Raw genomic sequence first — 13599 nt, 5'->3', positions numbered from 1 at the left:
GGAGTCTAGCAAATGCGCAAGCTGCCGATAACTGTTTTATCCGCCGGGCAGACTCGCGGAAGCGTTGCTACTATTTAATGCCGAAAGACCCCGCGTTAAGGTTGTAAGACACGCGGGGCCTCGGTCAGATGTTCCATTCCAACAGGGTGTAGTTGACCAGATGGCGTTAATCCTTGGTGCGATCATTGTTTTGGCCAGTGTTCTGGGCGGGTATGTACTCCACGGCGGCCAGCTTGCGGTGCTGTGGCAGCCCACGGAGATCCTGATCATCGGCGGCGCAGCGTTCGGCGCGTTCATAATTTCCAACCCCATGCACACCATCAAGGAAGTCTTCAAGCGGGTCATGCAGCTGCTTACCGGCTCGCCGTTCAACAAAGCGTTTTACATGGATTTGCTGAGCATGCTCTACGACGTGTTCGATAAATCCCGCAAACAGGGCGTGATGTCCATTGAAGAGGATATCGACAGCCCCGAGTCCAGCCAGATATTCACCCGCTACCCGGCGGTGATGAAGTCCCACGAGTTGATGGCCTTTGTGACCGACTACATGCGGATCATCAGTTCCGGCAACATGGCACCCCATGAGCTTGAAGGCTTGATGGACAATGAGATAGAAAGCCGGCGGCATGAGCTTGAGGAGCCAGCCCATGCCGTCAACAAGGTCGCGGATGCGCTGCCGGGTCTCGGGATCGTGGCTGCGGTACTGGGTATCGTCATCACCATGAGCTTTCTGGCCAGTGGACCCGAGGTCATTGGGGTTAAGGTTGCAGCGGCACTGGTGGGTACCTTTCTGGGTATCTGGATGGGCTACGGTTTCGTGGGGCCCACCTCAACGGCGATGGAGCATCAGGCGCTGTACGAAATCCGCGCCTACGAATGCATCAAGGCTGCCATTGTCGCGACGGTATCGGGGCAGGCACCCCAGATGGCCATCGAATTCGGTCGTAAAGCGCTACCGACGGATAAGCGACCGTTGTTTCAGGAGCTCAATGACCACGTAAGGTCCAAATAAGCCGCTGAGGCAGCGTTTGAGTATTTCGTCCCTGGATAGGTGAGACCGTGGAAGAGCAGCCGATCATTGTAAAACGTGTCAAGAAGGTGGCTGCTGCCCATCACGGCGGCTCCTGGAAAGTGGCGTTTGCCGACTTTGCCACCGCCATGATGGCGTTTTTTCTGGTGCTGTGGCTCACCACTAATACCACTCCGGAACAGAAAGCGGCTATCGAAGGCTATTTCAATGACCCCATCGGGTTTGAGGAAGGCGGGTCGGCCAATCCCATTGACCTGGGGGGCAGCGCTTCTGTGGTGGACGCAACGTCGGCGGACGTCGCCAGCGAAGAGATAAGACTGGAAGATGAACGCATCGAAAAGCTGGCGGAAACCCTTGAGCAGCGGCAGATGTCCGATCTGTTCCAGGACCTGCAGGAACAGATCGAGCAAAGCGAAACACTGCAGGAGTTCAAGGATCAGCTTTTGATCGATATCACCGATGAGGGCCTGCGGATTCAGATTGTGGACCGGTCCCAGCGCCCCATGTTCGACAGTGGCCGGGCCCAGCTCAAGTACTACTCCCAGGATATTCTGTTTGAGCTTGCCAAGCCCCTTGGCGCTGTGACAAACAAGCTCAGCATCACCGGCCATACCGATGCCACCCCGTTTGGCGGGCGGCCCGGCTATACCAACTGGGAATTGTCCGCCGACCGCGCCAACACCGCCCGTAGGGCGCTGGTGGCGGGCGGTGTCCGAGGCCAGCAGATTGCCCGGGTGGTGGGTCTCAGTGATTCGGTGCTGTTCGACAAGGAGGACCCGACAGCTCCGGTCAACCGGCGGATCTCAATCATCGTGCTTAACAAGAAGGCCACCGATGAAATCCAGCAGAACGCCGGCCAGAGTACTCGTTCAGACACGCCTTTGATCGATATGACGGCGCCTACCGAGGCCGAGTCGGACGCTGCGCGCAGACGCCTGGAAAGCGGTGAGTGGCTGGAAGACAAGCCGGAAACCAGGCCCGACGAAGTCAGTTGGTAGTCAGGCCGCGGGCCTGTTGCTCGGCCATGTCGAAGAGGATGCGCCGGAAGCTGCGCATGCGTTCTTCGCTGATTCGACCCTCGGCGGCTGCCAGTTCTATTGCACACCCGGGTTCCCCCTGGTGACGGCAGTTGCGGAACTTGCAGTAGCCGATTAGCGGGCTGATTTCCCGGAAGCCCTGCTCAATCTCCCTTGGCGTCATGTGCCACAGTCCGAATTCCCGTATGCCCGGCGAGTCTATCAGTTCGCCGCCGAAAGACAGGTGGAACAGCCGCGCTGTAGTGGTGGTATGGGTGCCTTTGCCCGTGCTCTCGGACAAACCGCCTACCCGAAGCAGATCATTGGGCAGCAGGGTCTGGATGATGGACGATTTGCCAACGCCGGATTGTCCCACGAAGACCGACGTACGGTCTTTCACCAGCGCCCGGAAGTCGTCTTCAGCCTGGGTTTCCCCTTTGTTGTCCAGGGCAGAGGTTCTGACCACCTTGTAGCCCAGGGCCTCGTAGCGGCCAAGCAGGGCGTCGATGGGAGGGCGGTTGACCGGGGTCAGCAGATCCGTTTTGTTGAGCAGGATAACCGCCGGAATGCCTGTGTTCTCGGCGGCAACAAGGTAGCGGTCTATCAGGTTGTCATGGGGTTCAGGCTCGGGCGCGATGACCAGAATGATGTGGTCGATATTGGCTGCCACCGGCTTGAGTTGGCCAAAGTTATCCGGTCGCTGAAGCAGGGAGTCGCGCTCTTCCAGGGCGACAATGACGCCGGTATCATCCGCCGCCGGCCGCCAGACCACCCTGTCTCCGGTCACCAGAGCATTGATGTTGGCCCGAGCATAACACCTCAGTACCCGTCCTTGCCGGTCACCTTCAAGGGCTTCAACGTCAAGCTGCTGGCCGAAGTGGGCTATGACCAGGCCCAGCTGTTCTACCCCCAGCTGGCTGGCCTCCAACTGCTCGTCAATGACCCGCTCCTTGCGGGCGGCTCGCTGGGAACGCTCGCTCTGGACCTTCTCGATGCGCCATTGCTGTTGCTTGTTCAGTCGCCGTTTAGCCATGGGTAGTGATCATTCAGTTAAGTGATCCAAAAATGTGGTTGATCTGTGTACCATCATACGGGATTACTTCACAAGGGACCTACCGTTCCGGACCGGCATGCGCCTCCGGAGCTGGGCGCCTCCGACACGACGCTCTGGAGATAGACTATGGCTGTGACCGACCGACTGGTCTGGATTGATCTTGAGATGACCGGGCTCGATCCCGAGAAGGAACGGATTATAGAAATGGCCACCCTGGTGACCGACTCTGATCTTAATCTGATTGCCGAAGGGCCGGTCATTGCCGTTAAGCAAGCCGATGACCTGCTCGAAGCCATGGATGAATGGTGCACCCGGACCCATGGCGAAACCGGCCTGACCCAACGGGTGCGGGAGAGCCGGACGTCAGAGGCGGAGGCCGAACAGCAGACCCTGGCATTTCTCAGGGAGCACATGGGGCCCGGGCAGTCGCCCCTGTGCGGCAACAGCATAGGCCAGGACCGTCGTTTCCTGGTGAAGTATATGCCGGAACTTGAAGCGTTCTTTCATTACCGCAATCTGGATGTCAGTACCATCAAGGAGCTTGCCCGGCGCTGGCGGCCGGACGTGCTGGAAGGGGTGAAGAAAAAGGGCACACACCTGGCTCTCGACGATATCCGGGACTCCATTGATGAGCTGCGGCATTACCGGGAGCACTTCTTCAGACTCTGAGCGGGTGCAGGCCGCGCTGTCAGCTATTCAGGCTCGATGCCATGGCGGCGCAGGGCCCAGTGGACATGTTCCTGAACCAGGGGCGAAGGGTCCCGGGCCCGCTGTTTCAGGGCTTCTGTAACGGGTATGGTCGTGGGCGCATTGCCAAGGCCCACTGCCAGATTTCGCAGCCAGCCTTCGTAGCCCGTACGCCGGATAGCGGACCCCTCGGTTCGCTTGAGAAATTCTTCTTCTGTCCAGAGAAACAGGGCGGCCAGGTCGCTGTTGTCCAACTGGTGACGGGGTTGAAAATCATCCTCCTTCGATGCCTTGCTGAACTTGTTCCAGGGGCACACCAGCTGGCAGTCATCACAGCCGAACACGCGATTTCCCATTAACGGACGCAGCTCTTTCGGTATGGAGCCTTTGAGTTCGATGGTGAGGTAGCTTATACAGCGGCGCGCATCGAGCTTGTTAGGGCCGACGAAGGCATTGGTCGGACAAAGATCAAGGCAGGCCGAGCAACTGCCACAGTGTGAGCCCGAGTAAGGCTCGTCCAGGGGCAGGGGGGCGCTGGTGAATATCTCCCCCAGGAAAAAGAACGAACCTGCCTTGCGGTTCAACAGCATGGTGTTCTTGCCGATCCAGCCCAAGCCGGCACGCTGGGCAAGGGCACGCTCAAGTACCGGCGCGCTGTCCACGAACGCCCGGTAGTCGTAGCCTGCCACCGCTTCATCAATCCGCTTGGCGAGGGTGGCCAGGCGTTTGCGCAGCAGCTTGTGGTAGTCCCGGCCAAGGGTGTAGCGGGAGATGTAGGCCTTCTCTGGATTGGCCAGGGTTTTGGTAGGGGCGTCCGGGGCGGCGAGATAATCCATCCGCACCGAGATGACCCGTAAAGTGCCAGGCACCAGGGCTTCAGGCTCGTGGCGCTTGACCCCATGATCGGCCATGTACGCCATTTCGCCATGCATCCCGGCAGCCAGCCACTCTTTGAGCCGCTCGGCATGAACGCCGGTGTTGGGCTCGGTAACGCCCAGGTCGCTGAAACCAAGCTCTTCGGCCCACGCGCGGATCTGTGGCATCAGATCGGCTAAGGATTCGCTCATGGTAATGACAGATGTAAAATTATCATTGATTAAGTTATGACCTTTTCCAAGATTTTGCTACTCTTTACAGACGTCTAAGTATATTAGTTAAACCCAATTCTGTACCGGGGCCTCGATTGCATGTCGCACCTGAACACGACAACTCTATCAAAATTACCCGCCCGAACGGCGAGCAATGCCCTGTATTCGGCCGACGCCGTGCGGGCGATAGACCAGTATGTCATTGAGCAGCATGGCATTCCCGGGTTTGAGCTTATGCAACGGGCCGCCGCCTCTGCTTTCCGCCAACTGGTGCGGCAATGGTCCGAGGCAACGCCGGTTCTGGTTCTGTGCGGAGGCGGCAACAACGGTGGTGATGGCTATCTGATTGCGGCCGCAGCCCACCGCCACGGTCTTGACGTCCGATGCATAGCCTGCAAGGCTCCGGCTGATCTGAAGGGTGATGCCGCTGGCGCTTACCAGAAAGCCAAAGCCGACGGGGTAAAGATTGATCGTTGGGACGCACTGGCGGAGCGTGATCGTAACGATGCTCTGATATCCGCCGGCCTGGTGGTGGACGCGATGCTGGGCACCGGGGTTAACGGTGCGCCGAGGGAACCGTTTAAATCCGCGATCACGGCCTGTAATGGCCTGACGTGCCCGGTCATGGCTGTTGATATTCCGTCCGGGCTCGATGCCACGACCGGAGCCGTAAGCGGTGTAGCCCTTAAAGCCTCGCTTACGGTCACGTTTATAGCCCAGAAGAGTGGTCTCTTCCTGGCACAGGGCCCCGAGTTTGCAGGTCAGGTGGTCTTTGAGGACCTGGACCTGGATATCGATCGCCTCGATCATGGTCAGGTGCCCGTGGCACAGCGTTTTTCCTGGGCCACAGTGAGTTGTGATATTCCCCTGCGCCCTGTCACGGCGCACAAAGGACGCTTTGGCCATGTTCTGGTAATCGCCGGTGACAGTGGTTATGGCGGCGCTGGCCTGCTCGCTGCGGAAGCGGCCTCACGGTCCGGTGCCGGCCTGGTGTCTCTGGCGACACGTCCAGACTATGTGGCCCCGGCCTTGACCCGCTGTCCTTCATTGATGGTGCGAGGTGTCAATCACAGCTCGGAAGTGGCAGCGTTGATTGAGGCGGCGGACACGCTGGTCTGCGGCCCGGGTATAGGGCAGAGCGCTTGGGGGCAGCAGATGCTCCAGCAGGTGGTTCTGTCGGGCAAAAAGCGGGTGCTGGATGCCGATGCCCTTAACCTGATGTCAAAGCAGGCCTCTGTTGTCGCGTCCAGCCATGTGCTTACGCCCCATCCGGGCGAAGCCGCCAGGCTGCTTGACTGCACGGTGGCTGACGTGGAAACCGATCGTCTCGCAGCCGCCGACCGGCTTCAGAAGAAGTTTGGCGGAGTGATATTATTGAAAGGCGCCGGCACGGTGATCGCCGATGGCGAAACCGGGCCCTGGGTACTGGATGGCGGCAATCCGGGTATGGCCACCGGTGGCATGGGGGACGCTTTGTCCGGCATCATCGGAGCGCTCCTCGGGCAGGGACTGGCTCCCTGTAAAGCCGCCTGTCTGGCCACAGCGCTTCATCTTGCTGCTGCCAATCTGGCATCTGAAAGACTGGGCTACATGGCACTGCTGCCGCAGGACGTTATTGAGGCAATGGCTGGCCTGTTGGCTGCGGCCGAGAGACCAGGCGAGCGGGAGGTTGGTTGATGACCTCCGGTCAGACTGACACCCTGGTTTATCTGCCCGATGAAGACGCGACCGTTGCTTTTGGCCAGGCCCTTTCGGACGCGGTCGTGGCGAGCAAGAGCGGCCTGGTGTTGTTTCTCCAGGGTGATCTTGGCATGGGCAAGACCACGCTCAGCCGGGGACTGGTGAGAGGTTTAGGGCACAGCGGAGCAGTCAAGAGCCCCACATTCACACTGGTCGAACCTTACGAACATGTGGTGCCGGTCACCTACCATTTTGATCTTTACCGGCTGGGTGACCCTGAAGAACTTGAGTACATGGGGATCAGGGATTATCTCCAGCCTGAACATCTGTGTCTGATCGAGTGGCCCGAACGGGGTCGGGGCGTGCTTCCGGAAGCAGATCTGGAATTGCGCCTAGAAAGGAAGGATAGCGGTCGCGAGGTCCGCCTCGAAGCGCGGACGCCGCGAGGCGTTAATGTGGTCCGGGCGCTAGGCGCCACTGACTGGCTACAACTACATACGTGAATTTCTCAGGTAGAAGCTGATGTGCAATCCAGCGAAAACAACATTCAGGCTCGGCGCGAACATTCGGATACCGGTGTTCATGCTCCTCCTGGCCCTCCTGCTACCCTCCGTGGCCCAGGCAGGCACTGCTATCGAAGGCGCAAGGATCTGGCCGGCGCCGGATCATACCCGTGTGGTGTTCGACACAGGTGCCGGTGTCAATCACAGCATTTTCGCCCTTGAAAACCCGGCCCGGCTGGTGATCGATATCAAAGACGCCTCCCTGAAGGCCGACTTCGCCAATCTTGATCTGGGTGACAGCCCCATTCGCCGTATCCGGAGCGCGCCCCGCAACGGCAGGGACCTGCGTGTGGTGCTCGACCTGGAGGAAAATATCAAGCCCCGCAGCTTCCAGCTTGAGCCCAACCAGCAATACGGCCACAGGCTGGTCGTCGATCTTATCCAGGAAGGCCGCAAGACCCAGCCTGAGCCCTCCCGGCCTTTGTTGCGTGACGATGCCGGCGAAAAACGCGATGTCATTGTGGTGATCGATGCCGGGCACGGTGGTGAAGACCCTGGCGCGATTGGCCCCGCAGGCACTCTGGAGAAAGACGTTGTTCTGAGCATGGCCCGCACACTCAAATCCCTGATTGACTCCAAGCCAGGCTATAAGGCCCAGTTGACCCGTACCGGAGACTATTACATTGATCTGCGTAGCCGCACCCTGCTGGCCCGGAAGCAGAACGCGGACCTGTTTGTGTCGGTTCATGCCGATGCGTTCCGTTCTTCCCAGCCAAGCGGAGCTTCGGTATTTGCCCTTTCCCAGCGCGGTGCCACCAGTGAAACCGCCCGCTGGCTGGCGCGCAGTGAGAACCGGTCCGACCTGATCGGCGGAGTCGGCGGGGTGTCCCTGGGCGACAAGAACGACGTCCTGGCAGGGGTTCTCCTTGATCTGTCCATGACCGCGAGCATCAATGCCAGCGTCGGGGTGGGCGACTATGTCCTGCGCCAGCTCGGTGGCGTAACCAAACTGCACAAGCGCGGTGTCGAGCAGGCCTCATTCGCGGTGCTTAAATCACCGGATATTCCTTCCATCCTGGTGGAGGCCGGCTTTATCTCCAATCACCAGGAAGAGCGGAACCTGCGTAGCTCGGCCTATCAACGCAAGATTGCGACGGCGGTATTCAAGGGCATAGATGCCTACTTCCAGAACATGCCGCCGCCAGGCACGTTGCTGGCCCACCAGAAGCGCCAGGGCAATGCGTCAAACACCAGTCAGTACCGGGTCCAGCGCGGAGACACGCTTTCCGGGGTGGCGCGCAAGCTGCAGACCAGCGTCCAGGAGCTCATGCGTTATAATGATTTGAACGATGACCGCGTGCTGGTGGGTCAGACCCTGCAGATACCCACATCGTGAGAAAATTCTGAAGACATTACAGGTAAAAGTCGCTCGGCGGATGAGGAACCCGGGTCGCCTCTGATATGATGCGCGGACTGCATTTCGGTCGCCCTGCGACTGTAACCGAGAGAGGCCCCGCACCCGCCATGTCGTCCATCAAGTTGCTTTCTCCCAGGCTTGCCAATCAGATCGCTGCTGGTGAAGTGGTGGAGCGTCCTGCTTCTGTCGTGAAGGAATTGGTTGAAAACGCCCTTGATGCCGGGGCGCAACGGATCGATGTGGATATCGAGCAGGGTGGGGCCAAACTGATTCGGGTGCGTGATGATGGCGGTGGAATAGCCCGGGAAGATCTTCCGCTTGCCCTGAGTCGCCACGCCACCAGCAAGATCATCACCCTGGACGATCTGGAAGCGGTGGCCTCCCTGGGCTTTCGGGGCGAAGCGCTTGCCAGTATCAGCTCGGTATCACGGCTCGCTTTGACATCGCGCACGGTTGAGACCGAAGCTGCTGCCAAGGTGGAAGTGGAAGGTCGGGAAATGGATGCCAGGATCTCGCCTGCGGCGCATCCGGTGGGGACCACCGTTGAAGTGCGGGACCTGTTCTTCAACACCCCGGCCCGTCGCAAGTTCCTGCGCACCGAGAAAACCGAGTTCAATCATCTGGAAGAATGCCTGAGGCGTCAGGCCCTGAGCCGGTTCGACACCGGCTTCACCCTTCGCCACAATCAGAAAGTTATCCAGAGCCTCAGGCCTGCCCAGACCCCGGTAGATCGTGAGCGTCGCATCGGCGCCCTGTGCGGCCAGAAGTTTATCGACAATGCCGTGGTTATTGAGTCAGAGGCGACCGGTCTGCGCCTGTGGGGCTGGGTGGCATTGCCTACTTTTTCCCGCAGCCAGGCGGATCTCCAGTACTTCTTTGTCAATGGCCGTGTCATCCGTGACCGCCTGGTCGCCCATGCTGTCCGCCAGGCCTATCGCGATGTGCTTTACAATAACCGCCATCCGGCCTTTGTGCTGTACCTTGAAGTTGACCCGACCAATGTCGATGTCAATGTCCACCCGACCAAGCATGAAGTCCGCTTCCGGGATGGTCGGCTGGTTCATGATTTTATTTTCCGGACCCTGCACCGGGCTCTGGCCGATGTGACGCCCGACGATCATTTTCGTGGCGCCACGGCACAGTCTGAAGCCAGAGAGGGTCCTGGAGAGGGTCTTTCTGAGGCAAGAGAGGGACTTTCTGAGGCCGGAGAGGGACTTTCCGGGTCGTCGCAGCAGTTTCAGCCAACCTGGGCCCGACCGGGTGGACCGGACCAGGCCGCCACGTCAGGCCTGTTTGCTCAGAATGAGCGTGCCGTTGCAGGGCCGGGGAGCGAGCCCCATAACTACACCGAACACGTACGCCGGCCAGATTGGCAGGCCAGTGATCAGGCGGCCTTGTACCAGTCTCTGAGCCAGGCACCAGTGAGCATGGCCGCATCCTCAGGTGGGCTTGCCTATGTTACCGGGGTGCCGACTCCTGCCGTCGGTGACGGCCAGGAACCGCCCCTTGGTTATGCCATTGCGCAGCTGCACGGTATTTATATTCTGGCCCAATCCCGTCAGGGTCTGATCGTGGTGGATATGCATGCGGCCCATGAACGCATTACCTATGAGCGTATGAAACGCGCTCTTGAGACACAGGATCTGAAAACCCAGCCCTTGCTTGTGCCCATTTCACTTGCGGTGAGTCAGAAAGAGGCCGGTCTGGCGGAAAGCCATGCGACTGAACTTCTATCGGTAGGTTTGGCGGTCGAGAGGATCGGGCCTGAAACCCTGGCAGTCCGGCAGGTACCGGCGCTGCTCAGGGGCTCGAACACCGAACAGCTTGTCCGGGATGTTCTGGCGGATCTGAGCGAGCATGGTCAGAGCGACCGGGTAGAGGCTGTCACCCATGAATTGCTGGGCACCATGGCCTGTCACGGCTCGGTCCGGGCCAACAGACAGCTGACTACTCCCGAAATGAACGCCCTGCTCAGGGACATGGAGGCAACTGAGCGCAGTGGTCAGTGTAATCACGGCCGTCCGACCTGGACCCTGGTGACTCTGGGTGAGCTCGACAAGTTTTTTCTGCGAGGGCGCTGATGCCTGATGAGCAGAACCTGAATCCCAAGCCCCGGGCAATATTTCTTATGGGCCCTACGGCGTCCGGCAAGACGGATCTTGCGATCGAGCTCTGTCGGCAATTGCCTTGCGACGTTGTCAGCGTCGACTCGGCAATGATCTATCTTGGCATGGACGTCGGTACCGCCAAGCCAACGGCTGCGGAATTGCACGAGGCACCCCACCGCCTTATTGATATATGCGATCCGGCCGAGAGCTATTCAGTGGCCGATTTCCGCCGAGATGCATTGCGCGAGATGGCTGCCATAACCGAGGCTGGCCGGATTCCACTCCTGGTGGGCGGGACCATGATGTATTTCAAGGCCCTTCTTAACGGTTTGTCGGACCTGCCCGCAGCCGATCCGGCGATAAGGGCAGCGATTGAAGCGGAAGCACAGACCAGCGGCTGGCTCGGGCTACATGCCGAACTGAAGCGGATGGATCCGGTCGCCGCGGAACGTATCCATCCCAACAACCGGCAGCGCCTTACCCGCGCCCTGGAAGTGATTCGACTGACCGGTCGCCCCATTTCAGGCTTCTGGCGTGCAAAAGAGCCGCAAGGTGTAGCGCAAAGTGCACCATCGGCACCGGATGCTCCCGAAGTTATTGAGGATTACCCTTATTTTACTCAGTGGCAGGCAGACGAAATTGATTCCCTTCCGTATACTGTGACGCAACTGGTTATCGCTCCCGAGGATCGACAGGTTTTGCACCGGCGTATCCACGCTCGCTTCCTGAAAATGCTCGAACAGGGGTTTATCGACGAGGTGCGTGCACTGAAGTCGCGAGGTGACCTGAGCCCGGATATGCCATCTATGCGATGCGTTGGTTATCGTCAGGTCTGGTCTCACCTGGCAGGGGAATACGATGAGAAGGCGCTGGTTGACCGGGGTGTGGCGGCGACCAGGCAGCTGGCAAAACGACAGTTGACGTGGTTGAGGAAGTGGCAGGATGTCACCTGGCTGGCTTCTGATCCCCGTCAAAACGTCGCAAATGCCTTGAAAATAGTCAGGCTTCACTCCACATTGAATTGACGAAAATCTCTCTCGGGGTATTCGTAACGCTTGGTTTCAGGCTTTGCAAGGACGCAATGGGCCGATGTGTCGATTGATGCCGGCTGCCCCTGGACCGTTTCCTATGACGATCTGCTTAAAAAAAAGGAGAACACACATGTCAAAAGGGCATTCTCTACAAGACCCTTACCTCAATGCACTGCGCAAGGAGCGCATTCCGGTATCGATTTTTCTTGTTAACGGCATCAAGTTGCAGGGTCAGGTTGAGTCTTTCGATCAGTTTGTCATCTTGCTGAAGAATACCGTCAGCCAGATGGTCTACAAGCATGCCATCTCAACAGTTGTGCCGGCTCGTAATGTCCGAATTCCTCAGCAGACTCCCGAGGGTGAAGCTGAAGACTGATCTGGTCGATCGTCAGAAATGCAGTTCGTTTTTAAGCCCGCGGGTTCCGAGGCTGGTTAGTCCGGCAGCGGACCTGCGGGTGTTTGCATTTATACTGATCCTTTTCCATTAGTACCCAATTTGATGGCAAAAGTACTCATTTCGATGACAGAAGTACCTAATTCGATGGCAATGGAGTCCTGATAGATTGTTCGAACGACCCGATGTTGGCGAACGTGCGGTATTGGTTCACATTGAGTTCTCAACTCATGGTGAATCCGAAGATCTTGGTGAATTTCGCGAGCTTGTGGCCTCGGCCGGTGTTGAAGCCGTTGATACCGTTACCGGAACCCGCAAGCAACCGAGCCCCCGGTTCTTCGTTGGCGAGGGCAAGCTTGAAGAAGTCCGCGATGCGGTCATCGGCAGTGAGGCCGATGTGGTGCTCTTTAACCACGCCCTGAGCCCCAGCCAGGAGCGCAACATCGAGCGTGAGCTTAAGTGTCGGGTGCTCGACCGTACCGGTGTGATATTTGATATTTTTGCCCAGCGAGCCAGGACCCACGAGGGTAAGCTGCAGGTAGAGCTGGCCCAGTTGGAGCATATGTCGACCCGGCTGGTCAGGGGCTGGACACACCTGGAGCGTCAAAAGGGCGGTATCGGACTTCGGGGGCCGGGCGAAACTCAGCTTGAAACCGACCGGCGCCTCCTGCGTGCCCGCATCAAGTCGATCAACGCGCGGCTGGAAAAAGTGCGAAAACAGCGCGAGCAGGGCAGACGGGCCCGCCAGCGGGCGGACATACCGACCGTGTCTCTGGTGGGCTATACCAACGCCGGTAAATCGACGCTTTTCAATCACATCACTACGGCGACGGTGTACGCGGCAAATCAGCTGTTTGCGACCCTGGACCCGACGTTAAGACGTCTTGACCTGCCGGATATAGGTCCGGTCGTGGTCGCTGATACGGTCGGATTTATCCGGCACCTGCCCCACAAGCTGGTGGAGGCCTTCCGCGCCACTCTAGAGGAAACGACCCGGGCCTCGCTGTTGCTTCATGTGGTAGATAGTCACGATGAGCGTCGTGACGAAAATATGGAGCAGGTAGAAGATGTTCTGCTGGAGATTGGCGCTGACGAAGTGCCTGTGCTCCAGGTGTTCAATAAAATCGATCTGTTGGATAATTTTGAGCCGCGGGTTGAGCGCAACGAAGAAGGCGTGCCGGTTCGGGCCTGGGTCTCGGCGGTCACCGGGGCCGGTATCCCGGAGCTGTTTGACGCCATGGTGGAGAGACTGGCAGAGGATGTTATCCATCAGTTCGTACGCCTCGGCCCCGCCGATGGTAAGCTGCGAGCTCTGCTGCATCAGTCTGGGTCCGTGCTGAGCGAGGATCAGCAGGCAAGCGGAGATGTGGTGATGGAGCTTCGCATGCAAAGCCGGGACTGGTTCCAGTTGCTGAGTCGCGCCGGCCTGAAGTCTGAGGACATCCGTTACGAAAACGGGGAAACCGGATCCTGATTGCTGGTATTGAGAGCCAGAACCCTACCGATTCAGAGTAAACTTCGAATTGGCGACCTGCGCTATTGCCGGGGCCGCCATAAATCCCTAGTATTTGCAGCCATTCGATTGGTTAAG

Annotated in this window: 12 protein-coding genes; 10 read left to right on the top strand and 2 right to left on the bottom strand. The window is 58.7% G+C overall.

Annotation, left to right across the window (positions count from 1 at the left end; translation table 11 throughout):
* Positions 1-160: 160 nt before the first annotated feature.
* Entirely contained in the window at positions 161-1012 is an 852-nt protein-coding gene (motA, locus tag G7W63_RS05370; RefSeq protein ID WP_166254233.1) for a flagellar motor stator protein MotA, read from the top strand.
* Between the two features lie 47 nt (positions 1013-1059).
* A complete protein-coding gene (motB, locus tag G7W63_RS05365) occupies positions 1060-2028 on the top strand; it encodes a flagellar motor protein MotB (protein ID WP_166254230.1) in 969 nt (322 codons plus the stop codon).
* Here the strand turns inward: motB and rsgA are convergent.
* Positions 2018-3079 (bottom strand): small ribosomal subunit biogenesis GTPase RsgA, encoded by a 1062-nt coding sequence (gene rsgA / locus G7W63_RS05360; protein ID WP_166254227.1) that lies wholly within the window; start codon positions 3077-3079, stop codon positions 2018-2020. The two genes, motB and rsgA, sit on opposite strands and share 11 nt — an antisense overlap.
* Positions 3080-3226: 147 nt before the next feature.
* On the opposite strand from rsgA, the gene orn reads away from it, so the two are divergent.
* Entirely contained in the window at positions 3227-3769 is a 543-nt protein-coding gene (gene orn, locus G7W63_RS05355; RefSeq protein WP_166254224.1) for an oligoribonuclease, read from the top strand.
* Between the two features lie 23 nt (positions 3770-3792).
* Here orn and queG read toward each other — a convergent pair whose 3' ends face one another.
* Positions 3793-4854 (bottom strand): tRNA epoxyqueuosine(34) reductase QueG, encoded by a 1062-nt coding sequence (gene queG / locus G7W63_RS05350; protein ID WP_166254221.1) that lies wholly within the window; start codon positions 4852-4854, stop codon positions 3793-3795.
* Between the two features lie 120 nt (positions 4855-4974).
* Here queG and G7W63_RS05345 point away from each other — a divergent pair, with 120 nt between their 5' ends.
* The 7 genes from G7W63_RS05345 (at position 4975) to hflX (ending at position 13482) form a co-directional block, all read left to right on the top strand.
* On the top strand, positions 4975-6552 hold the full coding sequence (locus tag G7W63_RS05345) for an NAD(P)H-hydrate dehydratase (RefSeq protein WP_207308886.1): 1578 nt from the start codon (positions 4975-4977) through the stop codon (positions 6550-6552).
* Positions 6552-7058 carry a tRNA (adenosine(37)-N6)-threonylcarbamoyltransferase complex ATPase subunit type 1 TsaE gene (gene tsaE / locus G7W63_RS05340; protein ID WP_166254218.1) on the top strand — a complete coding sequence of 169 codons (507 nt, stop codon included), beginning with the start codon at positions 6552-6554 and terminating at the stop codon, positions 7056-7058. Before G7W63_RS05345 ends, tsaE begins: the two co-directional genes overlap by 1 nt.
* A gap of 79 nt (positions 7059-7137) precedes the next feature.
* Positions 7138-8454 carry an N-acetylmuramoyl-L-alanine amidase gene (locus G7W63_RS05335; RefSeq protein ID WP_166254215.1) on the top strand — a complete coding sequence of 439 codons (1317 nt, stop codon included), beginning with the start codon at positions 7138-7140 and terminating at the stop codon, positions 8452-8454.
* Between the two features lie 128 nt (positions 8455-8582).
* Positions 8583-10556, top strand: coding sequence for a DNA mismatch repair endonuclease MutL (gene mutL / locus G7W63_RS05330; protein WP_166254212.1), 1974 nt, complete (start codon positions 8583-8585; stop codon positions 10554-10556).
* A gap of 17 nt (positions 10557-10573) precedes the next feature.
* Positions 10574-11608: a tRNA (adenosine(37)-N6)-dimethylallyltransferase MiaA gene (gene miaA / locus G7W63_RS05325; protein ID WP_242634340.1), complete on the top strand. Its 1035-nt coding sequence runs from the start codon at positions 10574-10576 to the stop codon at positions 11606-11608.
* 136 nt (positions 11609-11744) lie between these two features.
* Positions 11745-11990 (top strand): RNA chaperone Hfq, encoded by a 246-nt coding sequence (hfq, locus tag G7W63_RS05320; RefSeq protein ID WP_166254206.1) that lies wholly within the window; start codon positions 11745-11747, stop codon positions 11988-11990.
* Between the two features lie 187 nt (positions 11991-12177).
* A complete protein-coding gene (gene hflX, locus G7W63_RS05315) occupies positions 12178-13482 on the top strand; it encodes a ribosome rescue GTPase HflX (protein WP_166254203.1) in 1305 nt (434 codons plus the stop codon).
* Positions 13483-13599: the final 117 nt, after the last annotated feature.

Origin of the sequence: Marinobacter salicampi (genome assembly GCF_011074795.1) — a bacterium.
GTDB lineage: Bacteria > Pseudomonadota > Gammaproteobacteria > Pseudomonadales > Oleiphilaceae > Marinobacter > Marinobacter salicampi.
Note: the sequence above shows the minus strand (reverse complement) of the source record. Positions and strands in the feature narration are given on the sequence as shown.